The sequence below is a fragment of the Achromobacter sp. 10T422 genome, from assembly GCF_056394065.1.
In genome coordinates, this window is sequence record NZ_JBFTHD010000003.1 from 112,106 (window position 1) to 132,987 (window position 20,882).

The window sequence follows — 20,882 nt, forward strand, 5'->3', positions numbered from 1 at the left end:
TCCCTTAACCTGCCGGACCCGTCAGGGGCAGCATGGTTTCCTTCAGGCGGCGCAGCACGAAGCAGGATTTGCTGTGGCGGATGCCGGGGATGCGGTAGAGCTGTTCGCGCAGCAGGCGTTCGTAGTCGCGGGTGTCGCGCACGGCGATGCGGATGTAATAGTCGTAGTCGCCCGACACCAGGAACGCTTCCAGCACTTCAGGAATGGCCGCTAGCGCGCGGCCGAATTCATAGAGCGTTTCTTCGCTGTGGCTTTCGAGCGTGACGTGCACGATCACCGTGTCCATGAAGCCCAGGCTGGCCGGGTCGATGTCCACGGTGTAGCCGCGGATCACCCCGGCGCTTTCCATCCGCTTKATGCGGTTCCAGCAGGGCGTGGATGACAATCCCACGGCCGCGCCGATGTCGTTCAGGCTGGCGCGCGCGTTCTCTTGCAGCACCTTCAGAATGGCCAGATCAAACTTGTCCAGGTTCATTTTCTTTGATTCCTCCAAATCGAAGATAAATTTACTCMGATCCGTCGGTATTCGTGGAAAAGAAGATAAAAATTCTCCGAGCCTACGAATAAGATAGATAGCATGAACGATCGCCTGCACCCCACCGCCGCCGCCGCGCTTGCCGCCACTGATCGCCCCGTTGAAAACGGGGCGAAAATTCTGCTCGATACGCTGATTGCGCACGGTGTCGACACCGTGTTCGGGTATCCCGGGGGCGCCGTGTTGCCGCTCTACGACGCGCTGTACGCCGAGCCGCGCTTGCGCCATGTGCTGGTGCGCCATGAGCAGGCCGCCGTGCACGCCGCGGAAGGCTATGCCCGCACCACGGGCCGCACGGGTGTGGTGTTTGTGACGTCTGGCCCCGGCATGGCCAACACCACGTCGGGTCTGTTGGACGCCATGTGCGATTCGATTCCGGTGCTGTGCATCAGCGGCCAGGTTGCGACCGCCGCGATCGGCACCGACGCTTTCCAGGAATGTGACGCCATCGGCATTTCGCGTTCCGTGACCAAGTGGAATACCCAGATCCGCGCCGTGGATGATGTGGGCAATGTGGTGTCGCGGGCGTTCGAGCTGACCCGGCAGGGCCGCCCCGGCCCCGTGCTGGTGGATTTCCCGAAAGACGTGCAGTTGGCCGTGCCGCGCGACGCGGATGATGATGGCATGGGCCTGCCTTCGCAGCAGAAGCTGGCCGCGCTGCGTGCGCGCCGTCAGGCAGGCAAGCTGGCGCCGAAGTTGCCGCAGTCGGCCGTGCGCCGCGCTGCCGCGTTGATCGCCCAGGCCAAGCGTCCTATTTTCTATGGCGGCGGCGGGCTGGTGAATGCCGGCCCCGAGGCCTGCGAGGCCTTCACCGACCTGGTCCGGCACACCGGCGCGCCGTGCACGTTGACGCTGATGGGGCTGGGCGCGTTCCCGGCGTCTGATGCGCAATTCGTCGGCATGCTGGGCATGCACGGCACGGTCGAGGCCAATCTGGCCATGCACAACGCCGACCTGGTGGTGTGCATTGGCGCGCGCTTTGACGACCGCATCACCGGCAAGCTGTCGGAGTTTTGCCCGCATGCGCGCAAGATCCATATCGACATCGATCCGGCGTCGATCAACAAGGTGGTGCGCGTGGACGTGGCGCTGGTGGGCGACTGCCTGCCGCTGGTGCGCGCGCTGCGCGCCGAACTGGGCGATGCGCCGATGGACGCGGCGCGGCTGGCGCCGTGGTTCCAGCGTATCGACACGTGGCGCCGTCAGGACTGCCTGGGCTTCACGCCCGCGGCCGACGCGATCTTGCCGCAACACCTGATGTCGAGCCTGAACACCGCGCTGGCTGATCGCGATGCCATCGTCTCGACCGACGTGGGCCAGCATCAGATGTGGGCGGCGCAGTATCTGCGTTTCGACAAGCCGCATCGCTGGTTGACGTCGGGCGGTGCGGGCACGATGGGTTACGGCGTGCCGGCCGCGATTGGCGCGCAGGTGGCGCATCCGGACAAGACGGTGGTGTGCGTCAGCGGCGATGCGTCGGTGCTGATGAACATCCAGGAATTGTCCACCGCCATGCAACACCAGACGCCTGTGAAGGTCGTGTTGTGCAACAACGGCTACATGGGCATGGTGCGCCAATGGCAGGAACTGATCCACGGCGGCCGCTACAGCCACAGCTACAACGCGTCATTGCCCGACTTCGTGGCGCTGGCGCGTGCGTTCGGCTGGGGCGCGGCGCGGGTGGATGACCCGGCGAAGCTGGATGCCGCCTTGGCCGAATGCCTGGCGCATGACGGGCCGTATTTCCTGGACGTGGCGGTGACGGCGCAGGAAAACTGCTTCCCGATGATGCCGGCCGGGCACGGGCATCAGAAGATGATGCTGGCCGAAGGCGTCTGGTATCAGGACGAGACGACCTGATTCGGCCGCTAAAACTGAATCGACAAGCCGCCGTCCACCACCAACACGTGTCCGTTCACATACGACGCGGCCGGTGAGGCCAAAAACACGGCGGCGCCCGCGATTTCTTCGGGCTCACCCCAACGCCCTGTAGGGTTACGCGCCGCGATGCGCGGGCCGACCTTCGGGTCCGCCACCATGTCGGCGTTGGTTTCCGTGGCGAACGTACCCGGCGCGATGGCGTTGCTGGTGATGTGGTGGCCGCCGAATTCCGCGGCCAATGCGCGCACCATGCCAGTCAGGCCCTGCTTGGCCGCGGGATACACGGCATCGCCCGCGCGGGCCAGCTCACCCACCACCGACGTGATGGCGATCAGGCGGCCGCCGCCCTGGCGCACCATGCGCTCGGCGGAGAACTTCGCCAGCAGCATGCCGGCCACCAGGTCTGTGTCGATCAGGTCGCGGATTTCAGCGGGGCTGGTGTCGCGCAAGGTCTTGCGGTTGCGCGCGCCCACGTTGTTCACCAGCACGTCCAGCCGGCCGTGCTCGTCGTCGATGCGCTGGAAGGCGCGTTCCATGTCGGCATCGTCGCTGATGTCGAAGGGCAAGGGGTGCGCGTCCAGGCCGGCGCTGGCCAGGTCTGCCACGGCGGCGTCTACCGCCGCGGCGTTGCGGCCGTTGATCAGCACGCGCGCGCCGCAACCCGCCAGCGCACGCGCGATGCAAAAGCCCAGCCCGCGCGCGGAGCCGGTCACCAGTGCGACCTGGCCGGTCAGATCGAAGTTGCGCAGATACGGTAGTGTCGTCATCAGTGCTATCCCGCTTGTTGCCGTCTTAGTTGCTGAGCGCTCATTTGCTGAGCGCTTTTTCCTTGAACGCCTATTCGCGGAACTCCGGCGCCCAATGCAGCAGCCGGCGTTCCAGCCAGGTCACACAATAAACCAGTGCGATGCCAACGATGGACAACAATGTCACGGCGGCGAACATGTCGGTGGCGTTCAGCGTGGCCAGTGCGGTGATCATCAGATACCCCATGCCGGTGGTGGACCCGACAAATTCGGCCAGCACCACGCCGATCAGCGCAAAGCTGATGGCGTTGGGCAAGGCGGCGAACGTCCATGCCGCGGCCGTGGGGATGCGCACCCGCCACAGAATCTGGCGCGGTGAACCGCCCAGCGTGCGGCAGAAGTCGACCAGTTCGCGTTCGACGCTGCGCCCGCCCTTGTAGGTGTTGAAGAACACCAGGAAGAACACAACGAACCACGAAGTCACCACCTTGGAGGCCAGCCCCAGGCCGAAGAACATGGTGATGAGCGGCACGAACGCGATGCGCGGCATCGAGTTGAAGGCCACGATGAAGGGGTTGAAGACGTCGGCCAGAAAGCGGCTGCGGCTAAGCGTCATGCCAACGATGAAGCCGCTGCCTACGCCCACCACCAGCCCCACCAGCGTGGCTTGCAGGGTCAGCCACAAGTGGGGCCAGACCGAGCGCGGCCCAGGTTGCACCCATTCCCACAGCCGCACCGCTACGCGTGATGGCTGGCTGATGAAGAAGGGGTCGAACAGCGTGTTTTGCGTGAACCACGGGATGCGCGTCAGCGTCTCCCAGGAGCCCAGGATGATGGCAAGGATCAGCACTTGCCACAGCGTGATGCGCACGCGCCGGGCGACGCTGGCGCGGCGGTCCAGCCGCAGCTGGTCCTGCAGGGAATCGGATGTTTCGGTCGGGATCATGGTGCGTAGAGGGTCAGGCGGCGGCGCGGAACTGCTGGCCTAGCACGCTCCACAAGCTTTGCACGTGCGCCACGAATTGCGGCGTTTCGCGCAGGGTGAAGACATCGCGCGGGTGCGGAATCTGAATGCGTTCCTCCAGCAGCACGTGGCTGGGCGGGCCGGACAGCACCACCACGCGGTCCGACAGCAGGATGGCTTCGTCCAGGTCATGCGTGACCATGACGATGGTCTGGCCCAGCTTGCGCCAGATCTCCATCAGCTCGCGGTGCAGGTGCGTTTTGGTATGCGTGTCCAGCGCGCCGAAAGGCTCGTCCAGCAACAGGATGCGGGGCTCAACCGCCAGGCTCATCAGCAACGCCACGCGCCGCCGCATGCCACCCGACAACTGATGCGGATAGGCGTCGGCAAAGGCGCTGAGATGGCCGAGCTCCAGCAGTTCGGCCACGCGGCGTTCGATCTTGTCGGTGGCTACGCCCTGAAACTTCAGGCCCAGCGCCACGTTCTTCCTGACGCTGAACCAGGGCAGCAGCGTGTCTTTCTGAAAGATGTAGCCCAGCGCAGGCGGCACCTGCCCGTCGACCACGTTGCCATCGACGCGGATCGTGCCGGTGGTGGGCCGCAGAAAGCCCGCGATCATGTTCAAGAGCGTGCTCTTGCCGCAACCCGACGGGCCGACGATGGAAACGAATTCTCCGGCTTCGATCGTCAGGCTGACGTCGCCCACTGCATGCGTCGTGCCTTGGCGCGACTGGTACGCCTTGCCGACCTTGTCCAGCGTGATCATCAAAGGCCCCGGGCTTTACGCACGAAGCTCATGTTCACGCATCGGGTGTAAGGCACGGTCTTGATTTCGTCGTTCGAGAACTGGCGGCCGTCGCCCATGATGGCCGTCATGCGGTTGTAGGCGTCTTCGGTGATCAGGTTGTCTTTCAGGAACACCGTGTCCTTGTAGACGCCCAACGTCTTCTCGATGGCGGCCCGCGGGAATGCGCTCAGGTAGTCGTCGTAGATCACGTCCGTGATGCCGGCCGCGCTGTTGGCGGTGATGAAGTCCTGCGCCTTGACCATGGCGGTCACAAACGCCTGCACCACTTCGGGCCGCTTCTGGATGGTGTCTTCCAGGGTCAGGGCCGCGATGCCGGGCACGTCGCCACCCATGAATTCATTCCACGAGGCTTCGGTGGTGGCGTCGAAAATCGGCACGCCCCAGCCCTCTTGGCGGGCCTGTTCCATCATGGACATGGTGGCCATGCTGGCCGACACCGAGCCCGTCTTCAGCGCGCCCAGCATCGTGGCCAGGTCACCCAGCGGACGGATGTCGACCTTGTCGGCCACGCCCGCCTTCTGCATCAGGTACACCGCCATCAGCCAGGTGCTGGACTGCGGCTGGGTTGCGCCCACGCGTTTGCCGGCCAGGTCTTTCAGCGACTTGATCTTGCCGCTGTCGAAGTCTTCGCGGCGCACGATGACGTTGGCGTAGGTGAGCTTGCGGTCAAAGCCGAACACCAGTGCGGCGGGCTTGCCGGCAATGGTCAGCGCAGGCGCGGCGGTGGCCGCCGTGGCGCCGAACACAATCTGGCCAGCTGCCAGCAACTGGTTGGTGCGCGGGCCGCTTTGCGAGTTCAGGTATTCAACGTCCAGGCCGCCTTCACCGAAATAACCCTTCTTCAGCGCGACATAGCCAGCTGCGAAAAATGGGTCGATGCTGCCTTGCCCGTAGACCACGCGGCCCAGCTTGGGTTGGGCGAACACGACGCGCCCGTTCAGCAATGTGACGCCGGCCAATGCGCCAGCGGCCGCCAGCACGCGGCGGCGGGTAGTGAAGTCGGGGCGGTGATTCATGTCATCCTCGAAGTGAGTTTGGTTGCAGCTGTTTGGCGTAAACAATACCCCAGCGATTGCCGTCCAACAATGGAAAACGCCCGGCGGTGCCGGGCGTTGGGCGTTTGCGAGCAATGGGTTTGCGCGATCAGCGTCGGGGTTTTTGTGCCGGGCTTATCGCGCTGCGCCCATCCTAGGCGGCGGTTTTCTTGGGGGCGGCTTTCTTGACGGCTTTTTTGGCAGCGGTCTTCGTTGCTGTCTTGGTGGCTGTCTTTGTGGCCGTCTTGGTAGCGGTCTTTTTCACCGCTGCCTTCTTTGCCGGCGCCTTCTTGGCCGCCGTCTTAGTTGCCGTCTTAGTTGCCGTCTTAGTTGCCGTCTTCGTCGCGGTCTTCGCGCCGGCGCGGCCCGGCTTCTCAGGACGCGGCTCGAACTCGAAGCCGATCTTGCCGTCGGGCTGACGCACCAGGAACGCCTTGAACTTGCGATTGGTGCGGCTGGACACGAAGCCTTCAAGCAGGTCGGTGCGGCCGCTGCCCAAGAGCTTGCCCATCTGTTCGGCCGAGATCTCCTGTTGCAGGATGACCTTGCCCGAGCGGAAGTCGCAGGACTTTTCGGGGCCGACCGACTTTTCGCACACGTAGCTCATGCCGTGTTCGAACACGCGCGACTGGCACTTGGGGCATGGCCCCACCGGCGTGTGGCCGGAGAAATCCACGGCTTCGGTGTCGTCTTCGTCGTTCTGGCCGAAGTCGAACTCCAGCTTGTACTCATCGCTGATGCGCAGGATGGCGGCAAACGGCCGGCCCATCTTGCTGATGAAGCCTTGCAGCGGACCGATCTCGCGCTTGGCCAGCAGTTCTTCCACTTCCGGCAGTTCGAACGTGCGGCCGCCCGGGTGCTTGCCGATCGAGAAGTCGCATGCCGTGCAGGCGAAGCGGCGATAGTTTTCCTTCACCACCGCGCCGCACTTGGGGCACGGCGTTTGCAGCGTGGCGTAGTCGCCCGGCACCGTGTCGCGCTCGTATTCCTTGGCGCGCTTGACGATGACTTGCGTCATCTGCGCGATTTCGCGCATGAAGGCCTCGCGGCCCAGGCCGCCCTGCTCGATCTGCTTGAGCTTGTGTTCCCACTCGCCAGTCAGTTCAGGCGAGGTCAGTTCGGTGACGTCCAGGCCCGACAGCAGCGTCATCAGCTGGCGCGCTTTGGCGGTTGGCACCAGGTCGCGGCCTTCGCGGCGCAGGTACACCTCGTTGAGCAGGCCTTCGATGATGGCGGCGCGCGTGGCCGGGGTGCCCAGGCCGCGCTCGGACATGGCTTCGCGCAGCTCTTCGTCGTCCACCAGCTTGCCGGCGCCTTCCATGGCGGACAGCAAGGTGCCTTCGTTGAAGCGGGCGGGCGGCTTGGTCGACAGGCCGACGGCTTCCACTTCCTCGGTGCGCACGGTCTCGCCGTCCGCCACGGGCACCAGGTTGGCGTCTTCGCCTTGGGCTTCCTTGCCGTAGACGGCGAGCCAGCCCGGGGTGACCAGCACCTTGCCGTCGGTGCGGAAGCGGTGCCCCTGCACTTCGGTCAGGCGGGTGGTGACGCGGTATTCGGCGGCCGGGAAGAACACGGCGAGGAAGCGCTTGAGCACCAGGTCATACAACTTGGCTTCGGCTTCGCTCAGGTCATGCGGGATTTGCAGCGTGGGGATGATGGCAAAGTGATCCGACACCTTCTTGTTATCGAAGATGCGGCGGTTCGGCTTCACCCATTGCTGGCTGACGACGGTGTCCGCGTGGCGCGCCAGGCCGCCCACGGCGTTCGAGCCGCCCTTGGCCAGCGCGCGCATCGTTTCCTGCACCGTGGTGATGTAGTCCTCGGGCAGATAGCGCGAATCGGTACGGGGATAGGTCAGCGCCTTGTGGCGTTCGTACAGGGTCTGGGCGAGCGCCAGCGTGGTCTTGGCCGAAAAGCCGAAGCGGCCGTTGGCTTCGCGCTGCAACGACGTCAGGTCGTACAGGGCCGGCGACATCTGGGTCGACGGCTTGGATTCTTCGGTGACGTTGCCCGGCTGGTCGCGGCAGGCGGCAACCACGCTTTGCGCAGCAGCGGCCGACCACAGGCGCGATTCGCGCTTTTCCGGGTCACGGTCGTCTTTCTTGAATTGGGGGTCGATCCAGCGGCCTTCGTACAGGCCGGCGGCGGCGACGAACTGCGCGCGCACTTCCCAGTAGTCGCGCGGTACGAAGCGGCGGATGCGCTCTTCGCGCTCGGCCACAATTGCCAGCGTGGGCGTCTGCACCCGGCCCACCGGCGTCTTGAAGAAGCCGCCGTCCTTGCTGTTGAAGGCGGTCATGGCGCGGGTGCCGTTGATGCCAACCAGCCAGTCGGCTTCGGCGCGCGAGCGGGCGGCCGCTTCCAGCGGCTTTAACTGGGCGTCGTCGCGCAGATTGGCGAAGGCGTCGCGGATGGCGGCCTGCGTCATCGATTGCAGCCAGAGGCGCTGGATGGGCTTCTTCACCCCTGCGTACTGAATGATGTAGCGGAAGATCAGTTCGCCTTCGCGTCCCGCGTCACAGGCGTTGATGATCGAATCCACATCCTTGCGCTTGGCCAGGCGAACCAGCAGCTTCAGGCGCTCGGCGGATTTCTTGTCGGTGGGGCCCAGTTCGAATTCCGGCGGAATCACGGGCAGGTGCGTGAAGCTCCACTTTCCCTTGACCGGATCATTGGGCGCGACCAAGCTCAGCAAGTGGCCGATGCTGGATGCGAGTACGTAACGTTCGCTTTCAAAATAGTCGCCCTCGCGCGCAAAGCCTCCCAAGGCGCGTGATATATCAAGGGCCACCGAGGGCTTCTCGGCAATAATCAGCGTTTTATTCATGTGTATCCAGTGGCGGTAGTCCCGCCTTAGTAGCGCGGATAATAAGATCGGAGATTCGCCAGATGCAAGTCGGCACTGAAAGACAAGCGGGATCCGAACTGCACGCTTGGCGTCAATTCTTGGCGCGAAGCACCTTGTGGCTAGGCGTTTTGCTGCTTGGCAGCGCTGCGGTTTGCTGGGTCGCCGCCAACTGGCAGGACATGACAAAAGTGCAACGCTTTGCCGGCACACAAGGCCTGCTGGCGTTTTCTGCGCTTGCTGCCGCCTGGACCGGGTTGCGCCTTCGGGGAACGCCCGGCGTGCGGCGCAGCATCCCTGGCGCGCTTCTGGCTTTGGCCGGCATGTTGCTGGGCGCCTTGCTCGCGTTATTAGGCCAAACTTACCAGACTGGCGCCGATACCTGGGAATTGTTCGCCTGGTGGGCGCTGTTGCTGCTGCCCTGGGCGCTGGCTGCATCCAGCCAGGCCGTGTGGTTATTGTGGGTGCTGGTGCTTAACGTTGCGGCCGCCCTGTGGCTGGGCGAACGCGTGTTCACCTGGTACGCCATCTATGACGGCACCGGCCTGCCCAACCTGATCATGGCGGCGCTTAACCTCACCTTGTTGCTGGGCTGGGAGCTGGCCGCGCGCCGCTGGCAGGCCAGCACGCTGATCGGTCCCCGCGTGTTGGCGGCCATCGCCATCAGCGCTTTGGTGCTGTCCTTGATGTTCGGCTTCTTCATTCTGCGCGGGGCGGGTTCGCTGAACGCCGTGGCGTGGGTTGCCGTCACGCTGGGTCTGGGCTTTTTCTATCAGCGCGGCCGGCGCGATCTGGTCATTCTGGCCATGCTGGCGGCGGGCGTCATCTGCGTGTCGCTGCGTGTGGTGGGCGAATGGCTGCTGCGGCTGGAACCCGGCGTCTGGGCGGCGCTGCCCTTGGCCGCCCTGCTCATGGCCGAAGCCGTGCTGGCTGCGCGCTGGCTGCGCAAGCTGGCGGCCGAACCCGGCGCCGCCGTGGCGCCTGCTGACGCCGAACCGGCCGCCGCCTCGGCGGGCAATGCGGTCGAGTCCGGCGACGCGGGCACGCCCGTGGTGCAATTGGCCCCGGCCGCCAAGCCGCATGCCGAACCGCCCTGGTACGTCCAATGCCTGCTGGGCCTGAGCGCCTGGCTGGCCACCTTGCTGCTGCTGGTGTTCGTTGCGTTCTCGGGCTTCGTCACGTCGGAAGAAGGCGCACTGGTGGCCGGGCTGGTGCTGTGCGGGGCGGGCGTGGCGGTGCTGCGCAGCGACGCCGGGCCGTTCTGGCGGCAATGCGGCACCGCAATGGCCTTCACCGGCCAGATCCTCATCATCTACGGGCTGTCCAGCTCCACGTCTTTCACCAGCGCCTGCTTCTTTGTCTTGCTGCTGGGCGCGGCGGTCTATGCGCTGGGGCCCGACGTGATCCTGCGCTTTTTGTCTGGCCTGCTGATCGCGGCGGCGGGCGCCGCCTTGATGTGGCGCGTGCTGGCCCCCGAACTGATGAGCGACGATCTGCTGGACGCCTGGCTCTACTTTGACGCGGGCCGCGTCGGGTTTGTCTGGCTGCCCATCGCCGTGATCGGCGCGTGGGCCACGGCCGTCATCCTGACTTGGGGCCATCGACAGGGTGGCAAGCGTGCCCCCACGCTGGAGCCGCTGGCCTGGGCTTTCCTGCTGTCTGTGCAAGGAATGGTGTGGCTGGCGGGCGGGGTTTCGGCCCTGCATCTGCCCGCCATGTGGCAACTCAACCCCCAAGGGGCGGTACTTGCCGTGGCCGGCGCGCTGCTGCCGGCTGCCGCGGCGCTGGCGGTGCTTTGGCCGCGTCGCCACGTGCTGACGTCAGGCGTGACCTGGGGCGTGCCGATCGCCCTGTTGGTGCTGGCGCTGTTCTGGCTGCCCAGCCCCGGCGTGGGTTTTGCGCTGGCCTGGCTGCTGCTGGGGTTCGGGCTGAACCAGTTGCGGCTGGTCATCTTCGGGGTGCTGAGCCTGCTGGCGTATCTGGGCATCTATTACTACCAGCTGGATGTGTCGCTGCTGCAAAAGGCGTTGTGGCTGGGCGGCGCGGCGTTGCTGCTGTTCGCGTTGCGCGGCCTGGTCTGGCTTGTGCCCCGATTGATGCGTACGCAGACGCCTGACCGGCGCGCCCCGTTGCCGCCCGTCTCGGGCTCGCTGCGCCTGCGCACGCTGGCCATCCTGGGCGGCCTGGCGCTGGTGCTGGTGGTCGCCAACGGCGGCATCTGGCAGCGCGAGAAGCTGCTGGCCACGGGCCGCGTCGTCATTCTGGAATTGGCGCCTGTCGATCCCCGTTCGCTGATGCAAGGCGACTACATGGCGCTGAACTTCGCCGCCAGCCGGGACATCACGCGTCTGCGCCTGGGGGGCGACCGCCCGAGTGATGACGATTCCCTCATGGGTTTCGAGCCCGATGGCTATGTGATGCTGCAACCCGATGCGCGTGGCGTCGCCACGCCGCTGCGTATCCAGCCCGACGTGCATCCGCATACCGATGGCGAGGTGCCGCTGCGTTATCGCGTCCGCGATCGGGGCGTGCGCATCGTGACCAACGCATTTTTCTTCCCCGAAGGCGAAGCCAAGCGTTACGAGGTGGCCCGCTATGGCGAGCTGCGCGTGGGGGATAACGGCGAGGCCTTGCTGGTACGGATGCTGGGCGCAGACTTGCAGCCGCTGTAGCGGCGGGTGCGTGAAGCGAGAAGGCGGGCGCGTTTAGCGGGAAGGCGGGTGCGTGAAGCGGGAAGGCGGGTGCGTTAAGCCGGAAGGCGGGGAAAGCGCTGCGCCCAGTGCGCAGTGGCTTCCCGCAGAAACGCAGCGCGATCTTGCGCGGCGATAGGGGCGAATCCCAATGCGCGCCACGCGCCCTGAAGCGCCTGTAGCGGCGCGTCCGTATCGATGGCGGGGGCGCCGTTCTGCTTGGACAGCTTCAGCCCGCTGGCGGCATCCAGAATCAGCGGCACGTGCAGGTAGCGCACCGGGGGCAGCCCCAGCATGCGGCCCAGCACGCGCTGGCGCGCCGTGGAACTGAGCAGGTCGGCGCCGCGCACCACATCCGTCACGCCTTGTTCGGCATCATCCACCACTACGGCGAGCTGATACGCCCACAGGCCATCCGCGCGCCGGAGGGCGAAGTCGCCCACCGCTTGCGCCACGTCCTGTTCCTGCGGACCCAGCCAGCGGTCTTCAAACGGTTCGATGCCTTCTGGTACGCGCAGCCGCCACGCGCGGGCCTGGCGGCCTGCTGGCAACCCGTGGCGGCAGGTGCCGGGATAGGGGCGTTCGCCATCGGCGCCCGGCACTGTCTGCCCGCGCAAGGCGGAATCGGCAATTTCGCGGCGTGTGCAGCCGCAGCCATAGATCAGGCCGCGCGCGGCCAGCGAGTCAAAAGCGGATTGGTAGGCGGCGTTGCGTTGCGACTGCCACAGGATGTCGCCGTCCCAGTGCAATCCCAGCGCGTCCAGCTGCGCCATGATGGCGTCTGCCGCGCCCGCCACGGTGCGGGGGGTGTCGACGTCTTCCATGCGCAATAACCAGCGCCCGTCGTGGGCGCGCGCATCCAGCCAACTGGCCAGCGCGGCCACGAGCGAACCCGCGTGCAGCGGGCCACTGGGGCTGGGGGCGAATCGGCCTACGTAGGTCACGGCAAAACGAAAAACCCGCGCGGCAAGCGCCACGCGGGAGTCAGCGGGGTCAATGCAGCAGCCGCACGCCCTCTTCGTCCAGCAGCTCTTCCAGGACCAGGTTGTCGATCTCGGCTTCCTGGCTCCAGAGAACCATGAGGGCGATGATCTTGATCTTGGACAGCGGCACGGGCGTTTCCGGCGAAGCCAGGCCCCGGTCGATGACGATTTCGCGCAAGGGCGCAGGCAACACACCAGCCGATTCCAGGAAGGCGATGAAGCCGATGGATTCGGTGCCGAGTTGGCTGTATTCGTTGTCGGTGTAGATCCGGGTTCCGGTGTTGGGCGCCTGAGCGAGGTCGACACATCGTTCGGTGGTCTCGGCCAAGCCATACAGCCAGCCGAGGGCGTCGTCGATGTCTTCGTGCTCGAAACCGGCGGCGGCAAGCCGCTTTGCGAGCACATCGGCCGCAGGACAGGCTTGCGGCGTGTAGTAATTCTCGAACAGATAAACCAGGATATCGAACATATGGCGCAGTTTTGTGCCTGTTTGCACAGTCGGCCCGCATATCGGCAGACCAGCAAACATGAATTTTACTTTACGCTGATTTATTTAGCCGGGCAACCAGCGAAAAGGCGGAATGTTGTATGGCGTCATCGTGTATTCGAAGGTCCCCATTCTGCCGGTATTTGCTGACAAAATGCGTGATTCCCCTAAAAGAAAAAGGGGCGGACACAACAGTCCGCCCCTTTTTTATCGGGAGCCGGGATGGGCCTTCAGCCGCCCGCAGCCGCACGAGCCTCCTTCAGCCCCCTCGGCCGCTTTCGCTGCCTAAGCCGCTTTTGCCGCCTTCGCCGTGTTTTCCAGTTTCAGTTCCGCCAGCTGCCGGATGAATACCGGGATGCAGATGACCAGTCCGACCAGGCCGCTCGCCAGCCCGGGGATGATCGTCAGCAAGGCGCCGACGGTGCACAGCCAGCGCTCCCAGCTCTTCATGCCTACCAGCATGTAGCGCGAGAACGCCGCCGACAGCAGCACCAGCCCGACCATGCACCCTACCAAGGTGACGAAGAAGTCGTACCAGGTGAAGCCCTGCACGGAAATCAGCAGCGACGGCGAAAACACAAACACGAACGGCACGATGAGCTTCGTGATGCCCAGCCTGAACGCCGTATTGCCGGTCTTGAACGGATCACTGCCCGCCATGCCCGCCGCCGCGTAGGCCGCCAACGCCACGGGGGGCGTGATGTCGGCCAGGATGCCGAAATAGAACACGAAGAAGTGCGCCGCGATCGGTTGCACGCCCAACTGCACCAGCGTGGGGGCGGCGACTGCCACCATGATCAGGTAGTTGGCGGTTGTGGGCACGCCGCAGCCCATCAGGATGCAGACGATGCCGGTCATGATCAGCGCAGCCATCAGCGTCAGCGATTGCATGTTGGCCAGGGCGTCAGGCAGGACCATGGCCACGCCGCTAGCCATCACTTGCGAGGCCGAGATCACGATGTACGAGATCTTGAACCCCACGCCCGTCAGCGTCACCACGCCAATCACGATGCCCACTGCGCCGGCTGCCGCGCCCACCGCCAGCGCGTACTTCGCGCCGGTTTCAAAGGCTTCGTACAGATCGCGCCAGCGCAGACGCTGATACGGATTCAACAGGCCCACCACGATGCAGCCCGTGATGCCCGCGAACGCCGCCAGGTAAGGCGTGCGGCCGCTGGCCAGCACGCCGACCAGCAGGAACAGCGGAATCAGCGTCGGCCAGCGCATCTTGAACGACTGCTTGAGCTTGGGCATTTCTTCCGGCGTCAGCCCGCGCAGGCCTTCGCGCTTGGCTTCGAAGTGCACCTGCATGAACATGCCGAAGAAATACAGGAACGCCGGGAAGATGCCGGCAATCGCAATCTGCTGATACGGGATGCCCAGGAATTCGATCATCAGGAACGCGGCCGCGCCCATGATGGGCGGCGTGATCTGCCCGCCCGTGCTGCTGGCCGCTTCCACGCCCGCGGCGAAGTGGCGGGGATAGCCCACGCGGATCATCGCCGGAATGGTCAGCGAACCCACGGTCACGGCGTTGGCCACCGACGAGCCCGACAGCATGCCGAACATGGCCGAACCAAACACCGACACCTTGGCGGGGCCGCCCGCGTAGCGGCCGGCCACGGTGGAGGCCACATCCAGGAACAGCTGCCCCAGCCCGATGCGCGTGGCCAGCACGCCGAACAGCACGAAGTGGAAGACGTACGTCGCCACCACGCCAACCGCCACGCCATACACGCCCTGACTCGTCAGGTACATGTGGTTGACGATCTGCGGCCACGTGTTGCCTGCGTGTTTGAGCAGGCCGGGAAAGTACGGCCCGAACATCGCATAAGCCATGAAGACCAGCGCAATGATCGGCAGCGGCCAGCCCATGGCGCGGCGCGTGGCTTCCAGCAAGCCGATCAGCAGGATGGACCCCATGAACACGTCCATCGGCATGGGGTTGCCCACGCGGAACGCCAGGTCTTCAAAAATGTAGGGGATGTACAGCACCGACAACGCCAGCGCGATGGCGATGATCCAGTCATACAGCGGGATGCCGCCGGGCGCGAACCACGTAGATTTGGGCTCGCGCTGATAGTGCGACTTTGAAAAGCCGAACACCAGGAAGATCAGGCTCAGCACGAAGGCCAGGTGCACGCCCCGGTGCGTGGCTTCGCGCAGCAGGCCGAAGCCGGCGGTGTAGTAGTGAAACAGGGACAAGGTGACGAGCAAGCCCGACACGATCCAGGTAGCCGTCTTGTCCAGCGGCCGGAAGCGGATTTCGGAGTCGTACTTTTCCGCCAGCTTCTGGGTTTTTTCGTGATCTATTTCCATCGCTGAATTTCTCAGGGTGATGCCGCGAACAGGGCCGCGCGCGGCGGCCCTGCCCTGTCACGGCGCAACGCGCGCCGTGGTCGTTCCGTATAAAGCGGGACGGCTTACTTCAGCAGTCCGATTTCCTTGTAGAACTTCTCGGCGCCCGGATGGAACGGAATGCCCGCACCCTTGATGGCGTTTTCGCGGGTGATGAGCTTGCCCTTGGCGTGGCCGGCGTCCAGCGTCTTGCGCGTGGCGTCGCTGTACAGCGCCTTGGTGACGTCGTAGACGGTCTGCTCAGGAATCTTGGCCGACGTGACCATCTGCGCGTTGACCGAGATGGTCTTCACTTCGGGCATGTTCTGGTAGGTGTTGGCGGTGATGACGTCAGGCGTGAAGAATTCCTGCTTGGCGCGCAGCTCGTCGATTTCCTTGCCCACCAGCGGCACCAGTTCGATGTTGCCGGTGGAGGCCAGTTCGGCAATGGCGCCTGCCGGCGCGCCGCCCACGAAGAAGAACGCATCCAGCCCGCCGTCCTTGAGCTTGTCGCCCGCCTGGTTCGGCTTCAGGTATTCGGCCTTGATGTCTTTGTCGGTCATGCCGTAGGCGCCCAGGATCAGGCGCACATCGACCAGCGTGCCGGAACCCGGCTCATCCATGGACACGCGCTTGCCCTTCAGGTCAGCCACGCTCTTGATGCCCGCGCCCTTGCGCGTCACCAGGTGGATGCTCTCCGGGTACAGCGTTGCGATCAGGCGCAGGTCTTGCGCCTTGGGCTTGCCTTCGAACGTGCCGGTGCCGCTGTAGGCCCAGTACGCCACGTCGGATTGCGTGAAGCCCGCTTCGAACGAACCGCCCAGAATGCCGTTGATGTTGGCGACCGACCCGTTCGATGCCACCGCCGTGGCGATGAGCTTGCCGGGTTGCGACACGGCGTTGCCGATGATGCCGCCAATCGGGTAGTACGTGCCCGCCGTGCCGCCCGTGCCAATGCGGAAGAACTGCTGAGCCTGCGCGGAACCTGCGGTGCCGACTGCGGCAACGGCGACGGTCAGGGCGGTGATCCAGTGCTTGAGTTTCATGCGAGCTTCTCCGGGTCTTGTTGGGTAGGATTCATGTGACGGGAATCGTCTTGTCATTCCTGCATCGGGCGAATCAGCGCTGCCGCGGCGCAAAAATGGGCCTCCCCTTGGGGGCCGTTTTCATGTTGAAATTCTGGCATGCGGGGCATGCGTAGCCAATGGTTACGGAGCTATCGTTTACCTGGGGGTCGATGGGCCTTTGGGTTATGGATGGTCTTCGTTTGGTTATGCATTCGGCCCTACGGTTACATCCCACGCGGTTCCCAACAACGGAGTTACCCCGATGTCCCAGGAAGTCATACGCGGCATAGCGCTGCCCCCGCCCGCGCAACCGGGCGACCCGTTGGCCCGCGTCGACACGCCCAGCCTGGTGCTGGACCTGACGCCCTTCGAGGCCAATCTGCGCGCCATGCAAGCCTGGGCCGACCGTCACGATGTTGCCTTGCGTCCGCATGCCAAGGCGCACAAATGCCCCGAGATCGCGTTGCGGCAGCTTGCGCTGGGCGCGCGTGGCATCTGCTGCCAGAAGGTCAGCGAAGCCCTGCCCTTTGTGGCGGCCGGCATTCGCGACATCCACATCAGCAATGAAGTCGTCGGGCCGCAAAAGCTGGCCTTGCTGGCGCAACTGGCGCGCACGGCCAAGATGAGCGTCTGTGTCGACAACGCGCAGAACCTGGCGCAGATTTCCCACGCCATGGCGCAGGCCGGCGCCGAGATCGATGTGCTGGTGGAAGTCGATGTCGGACAAGGCCGTTGCGGCGTGTCTGACGACGCCTTGGTGCTGGCGCTGGCGCAGCAGGCGCGGGACTTGCCCGGCGTGAACTTCGTGGGGCTGCAGGCGTATCACGGCTCGGTTCAGCACTACCGCACGCGCGAAGAACGCGCACAGGTCTGCAAGCAAGCGGCGCGCATCGCGGCGTCCCATGCGCAGCTCTTGCGCGAGAACGGCATTGCGTGCGACATCATCACAGGAGGCGGCACGGGCAGCGCGGAGTTCGACGCGGCAAGCGGCGTTTACACCGAATTGCAGGCGGGTTCATACGCGTTCATGGACGGCGACTACGGCGCCAACGAATGGGACGGCCCGCTCACGTTCCAGAACAGCCTGTTCGTGCTGTCGACGGTGATGAGCGTGCCCGCCGCCGACCGCGTGATCCTGGATGCAGGCTTGAAATCGACTACCGCCGAATGCGGCCCGCCTGCCGTCTTTGATGCTGAAGGGCTGACCTATGCCGCCATCAACGACGAGCACGGCGTGGTGCGCGTGGCGCCTGGCGCCACCGCACCCGCGTTGGGTGATGTGCTGCGCCTGGTGCCGTCGCATGTGGACCCCACCTTCAACTTGCATGACGGGCTGGTCGTGGTGCGGGACGGCGTGGTGCAAGACATCTGGGAGATCGCGGCGCGCGGCTTTTCGCGCTGATCGCCGTCAATCAATATTCATCGCGCAACACTGATAGCGCGGTGGTCACGGCGCCAGATTCGTCATCCCCAGAAATTGCCGCAGTTCGGGGGTGGCGGGCGCCGAGAACAATTCTTCCGGCGGCCCGATCTCATGCACGCGGCCCTGATGCATGAAGACGACACGGTCGCACACTTCGCGCGCAAAGCGCATCTCGTGCGTGACCATCAACAGCGTCATGCCATCGGCGGCCAGCTCGCGCACCACCGCCAGCACTTCGTTGACCAGCTCCGGGTCCAGCGCCGACGTGATCTCATCGCACAGCAAGGCCAGTGGCTGCATCGCCAGCGCACGGGCAATCGCCACACGTTGCTGCTGCCCGCCTGACAACTCTTCCGGCCACGCGTCGAACTTGTGCGCCAGCCCCACGCGGGTCAGCATGGCGCGCGCCATGTCGGCCGCTTCCGCTTCGGGCATGCGCTTGGCCACCATGGGCGACAGCATCACATTGCGCCCCACCGTCAGATGCGGAAACAGGTTGAACTGCTGGAAGATCATGCCCACCTTGAGCCGCAGCGCACGCAGCCGCAATTCGTCGTCGGCCAGTTGCGCGTCGGCCACCATGATTGCGCCGCCATCAATCTGCTCCAGCCCATTCACGCAGCGCAGCAGCGTGCTCTTGCCCGAGCCGCTCTTGCCGATGATGGCGATGACCTCGCCGGGTTCGACGCGTAACGTCACCCCCTTCAGGACTTCGTTGTCGCCGAATTTTTTGCGGACGTCTTCAAGGGCGATGAGGGGCATGCAACTTCCTTTCCAGCCGGAGGCTAAGGCGCGACAGGGGCCAGCACAGCGCGAAGTAAATCAGCGCGGCGCAGGCATAGACGGTGAAGGGACTGAACGTGGCGTTGGTGATCACCGTGCTGGCTTTCGACAGCTCGGTGAACCCGATGATGGAGGTCAGCGCAGTGCTCTTGACGATCTGCACCGCAAACCCGACGGTGGGCGCAATCGCGATGCGCAGCGCCTGCGGCAGCACCACGTAGCGCATCTGCTGCACATAGCCCAGCGCCAGGCTGGCGGACGCTTCCCATTGGCCCTTGGGGATGGCTTCCACGCAGCCGCGCCAGATCTCGGCCAGGAACGCGCCCGACCACAGCGTCAGCGCCGCGCCCGCCGCCAGCCAGGGCGGCACTTCCAGGCCCAGCAAAGACAGCCCGAAGAACGCCAGGAACAGCTGCATCAGCAGCGGCGTGCCTTGGAACAGTTCGATATAGGCCCAGCTGGCGCGGCGCATCAGCGCCACGCGCGACGTGCGCATCATCAATGCGAGCACGCCCATCGCCGCACCGCCGGCGAACGCCACCAGCGACAGCACGACCGTCCAGCGCGCGGCCAGCAGCAAGTTGCGGACGATGTCCCAGGTTGAAAATTCAATCATCGCGCCGCCTTGCGAAACAGCCGTTGGCCCACCATGCGCAGCAACTGGCGCAACAGGATGGCCAGCGCCAGATAGATGCCGGTCGTGACCAGGTAGACCTCGAACGCGCGGAAGTTGCGCGACTGGATGAAGTTGGCCGCAAAGGTCAGGTCTTCGGCCGCAATCTGCGAACACACCGCCGAGCCCAGCATCACAATCACGATCTGCGAAGACAACGCCGGCCAGATGCGTTTCAACGCAGGTTTCAGCACCACGTGCCGGAACACCTGAAAGCGCGTCATCGCCAAGCTCGCGCCCGCCTCGTACTGCCCTTTCGGCGTGGCGTCGATACCGGCGCGGATGATCTCGGCGCTATAGGCGCCCAGGTTCAGCGCCATCGCCATGCAGGCCGCTTGCATCTCGCCCAGCTGCACGCCCAGCGATGGCAAGCCGAAGAACACGAAGAACAGCTGAATCAGAAAGGGCGTGTTGCGGATCAGTTCAACGTACGCCGTGACCGGTGCGCGCAACCACGCCGGGCCTTGCGTGCGGACCCAGGCGCAGGCGATGCCCAGCGCCACGCCCGCCACCGCGCCGAACGCGATCAGTTCGACGGTGACGCCGATGCCCTTCACGAGCACCGGCGTGTAATCGAATACCGACGCGAAGTCGTATTGATAAGCCATGATGGCCGCCTTCGGTACTTACAGATCCTTGGGCAGCTCGGCCCCCAGCCATTTCTGCGAGATCGCCGACAGTGAACCGTCACGCTTGGCGGCGGCCAGGATGTCGTTGACCTTGGCGCGCAGCTTGGGCTCGTCCTTGTTCATGCCGATGTAGCACGGCGAGTTCTTGATCAGGAATTTCGTCTCGGGCTTTTTCGCCGGGTTGCGCGCGAGGATGGCGGCGGCGACCACGTTGCCCGTGGCGATCATCGGCACCTGGCCCGACAGGAAGGCGGTGATGGTGCCGTTGTTGTCTTCATAGCGCTTCAACGTGGCGGATTCCGGCGCAATCTTCGACAGCTCGATATCTTCCACCGCGCCGCGTGTCACACCAATCGTCTTGCCCGCCAGGTCGGCGGCCGACGAGACCTTCAGGTCCGCCGGGCCGAATACGCCATTGAAGAACGGCGCGTAGGCGTCAGAGAAGTCGATGGCTTTTTCGCGCTCGGCATTCTTGCCCAGGCTGGAGATCACCAGGTCCACCTTGCGGGTTTGCAAGTACGGCACGCGGTTGGCGCTGGTGACCGGCACCAGTTCCAACTTCACGCCCAGCTGCTTGGCGATCAGCGCGGCGGTGTCGATGTCATAGCCCAGCGGCTTCATGTCGGCGCCCACCGAGCCGAACGGCGGGAAATCCTGCGGCACGGCAATCTTGATGGTGCCCGCTTTGACGATATCGTCCAGCGTGTCGGCGTGCGTCAGCGGCGCGGCCAGCAGGCTGGCGGCGGTGCAAAGGGACAACAACAGGGTTCTACGGTTCATGAGGAACTCTCCAGGGCGCACATCGCCCGGGGCGGGTCGATGCGTTGCACACCAATTCGGTATACAAAGCTGGAAAAGCAAGTTCCGTGCCATTTCGCGTGGCAGGGGATTGCGCTGCGCGAGGCTTCCGATGCGTTTGCGCTCTGCCCTGTTTTGGTGCCGCGCATGCGCCGGAACCGGGCATGCGCCGCACCGGTTTGGTGGGTGTTGATAACTC

At 64.8% G+C, this 20,882-nt stretch carries 17 protein-coding genes; 3 read left to right on the forward strand and 14 right to left on the reverse strand.

Features of this window, described 5'->3' with window-relative positions; translation table 11 throughout:
• Nucleotides 1–4: 4 nt before the first annotated feature.
• Nucleotides 5–475 carry an Lrp/AsnC family transcriptional regulator gene (locus AC1DB0_RS08160; RefSeq protein ID WP_006227770.1) on the reverse strand — a complete coding sequence of 157 codons (471 nt, stop codon included), beginning with the start codon at nt 473–475 and terminating at the stop codon, nt 5–7.
• A 93-nt stretch (nt 476–568) separates the two neighbouring features.
• On the opposite strand from AC1DB0_RS08160, the gene ilvB reads away from it, so the two are divergent.
• Nucleotides 569–2,395: a biosynthetic-type acetolactate synthase large subunit gene (ilvB, locus tag AC1DB0_RS08165; protein ID WP_156336325.1), complete on the forward strand. Its 1,827-nt coding sequence runs from the start codon at nt 569–571 to the stop codon at nt 2,393–2,395.
• Nucleotides 2,396–2,403: 8 nt separating this feature from the next.
• On the opposite strand, the gene AC1DB0_RS08170 is transcribed toward ilvB, so the two are convergent.
• The 5 genes from AC1DB0_RS08170 to AC1DB0_RS08190 all read right to left on the reverse strand — a co-directional run bounded on the left by AC1DB0_RS08170 (nt 2,404) and on the right by AC1DB0_RS08190 (nt 8,795).
• Entirely contained in the window at nt 2,404–3,183 is a 780-nt protein-coding gene (locus AC1DB0_RS08170) for an SDR family oxidoreductase (RefSeq protein WP_054420948.1), read from the reverse strand.
• A gap of 70 nt (nt 3,184–3,253) precedes the next feature.
• Nucleotides 3,254–4,108 carry an ABC transporter permease gene (locus AC1DB0_RS08175; protein ID WP_054420949.1) on the reverse strand — a complete coding sequence of 285 codons (855 nt, stop codon included), beginning with the start codon at nt 4,106–4,108 and terminating at the stop codon, nt 3,254–3,256.
• A gap of 13 nt (nt 4,109–4,121) precedes the next feature.
• Nucleotides 4,122–4,892 carry an ABC transporter ATP-binding protein gene (locus AC1DB0_RS08180; RefSeq protein ID WP_476757334.1) on the reverse strand — a complete coding sequence of 257 codons (771 nt, stop codon included), beginning with the start codon at nt 4,890–4,892 and terminating at the stop codon, nt 4,122–4,124.
• Nucleotides 4,892–5,950, reverse strand: a complete 1,059-nt coding sequence (locus AC1DB0_RS08185) for an ABC transporter substrate-binding protein (protein WP_441372647.1) — start codon at nt 5,948–5,950, stop codon at nt 4,892–4,894. Before AC1DB0_RS08185 ends, AC1DB0_RS08180 begins: the two co-directional genes overlap by 1 nt.
• 172 nt (nt 5,951–6,122) lie before the next feature.
• Nucleotides 6,123–8,795, reverse strand: coding sequence for a DNA topoisomerase III (locus AC1DB0_RS08190; protein WP_476757335.1), 2,673 nt, complete (start codon nt 8,793–8,795; stop codon nt 6,123–6,125).
• Between the two features lie 62 nt (nt 8,796–8,857).
• Here AC1DB0_RS08190 and AC1DB0_RS08195 point away from each other — a divergent pair, with 62 nt between their 5' ends.
• Nucleotides 8,858–11,485: a GDYXXLXY domain-containing protein gene (locus tag AC1DB0_RS08195; protein ID WP_476757336.1), complete on the forward strand. Its 2,628-nt coding sequence runs from the start codon at nt 8,858–8,860 to the stop codon at nt 11,483–11,485.
• A gap of 74 nt (nt 11,486–11,559) precedes the next feature.
• Here AC1DB0_RS08195 and gluQRS read toward each other — a convergent pair whose 3' ends face one another.
• The 4 genes from gluQRS to AC1DB0_RS08215 all read right to left on the reverse strand — a co-directional run bounded on the left by gluQRS (nt 11,560) and on the right by AC1DB0_RS08215 (nt 16,356).
• A complete protein-coding gene (gluQRS, locus tag AC1DB0_RS08200) occupies nt 11,560–12,447 on the reverse strand; it encodes a tRNA glutamyl-Q(34) synthetase GluQRS (RefSeq protein WP_346552430.1) in 888 nt (295 codons plus the stop codon).
• A 49-nt stretch (nt 12,448–12,496) separates the two neighbouring features.
• Entirely contained in the window at nt 12,497–12,955 is a 459-nt protein-coding gene (locus tag AC1DB0_RS08205) for a Smg family protein (RefSeq protein WP_050447430.1), read from the reverse strand.
• A gap of 303 nt (nt 12,956–13,258) precedes the next feature.
• The gene (locus tag AC1DB0_RS08210) at nt 13,259–15,292 is read right to left on the reverse strand and encodes a TRAP transporter permease (RefSeq protein ID WP_447576883.1); all 2,034 of its coding nucleotides are present in this window, start codon (nt 15,290–15,292) and stop codon (nt 13,259–13,261) included.
• Nucleotides 15,293–15,396: 104 nt separating this feature from the next.
• The gene (locus AC1DB0_RS08215) at nt 15,397–16,356 is read right to left on the reverse strand and encodes a TAXI family TRAP transporter solute-binding subunit (RefSeq protein ID WP_175170477.1); all 960 of its coding nucleotides are present in this window, start codon (nt 16,354–16,356) and stop codon (nt 15,397–15,399) included.
• A 283-nt stretch (nt 16,357–16,639) separates the two neighbouring features.
• Here AC1DB0_RS08215 and AC1DB0_RS08220 point away from each other — a divergent pair, with 283 nt between their 5' ends.
• The gene (locus AC1DB0_RS08220) at nt 16,640–17,779 is read left to right on the forward strand and encodes a DSD1 family PLP-dependent enzyme (protein ID WP_054420956.1); all 1,140 of its coding nucleotides are present in this window, start codon (nt 16,640–16,642) and stop codon (nt 17,777–17,779) included.
• Nucleotides 17,780–17,824: 45 nt separating this feature from the next.
• Here the strand turns inward: AC1DB0_RS08220 and AC1DB0_RS08225 are convergent, their stop codons facing one another.
• The 4 genes from AC1DB0_RS08225 to AC1DB0_RS08240 are packed head-to-tail and all read right to left on the reverse strand — an operon-like array spanning nt 17,825 to nt 20,665.
• A complete protein-coding gene (locus AC1DB0_RS08225; protein WP_175170478.1) occupies nt 17,825–18,562 on the reverse strand; it encodes an amino acid ABC transporter ATP-binding protein in 738 nt (245 codons plus the stop codon).
• Nucleotides 18,543–19,199, reverse strand: a complete 657-nt coding sequence (locus AC1DB0_RS08230; protein WP_175170479.1) for an amino acid ABC transporter permease — start codon at nt 19,197–19,199, stop codon at nt 18,543–18,545. The genes AC1DB0_RS08225 and AC1DB0_RS08230 overlap by 20 nt, the downstream gene beginning before the upstream one ends.
• Nucleotides 19,196–19,864 (reverse strand): amino acid ABC transporter permease, encoded by a 669-nt coding sequence (locus AC1DB0_RS08235; RefSeq protein ID WP_054420959.1) that lies wholly within the window; start codon nt 19,862–19,864, stop codon nt 19,196–19,198. The genes AC1DB0_RS08230 and AC1DB0_RS08235 overlap by 4 nt, the downstream gene beginning before the upstream one ends.
• An 18-nt stretch (nt 19,865–19,882) precedes the next feature.
• The gene (locus tag AC1DB0_RS08240) at nt 19,883–20,665 is read right to left on the reverse strand and encodes a transporter substrate-binding domain-containing protein (RefSeq protein WP_054420960.1); all 783 of its coding nucleotides are present in this window, start codon (nt 20,663–20,665) and stop codon (nt 19,883–19,885) included.
• Nucleotides 20,666–20,882: the final 217 nt, after the last annotated feature.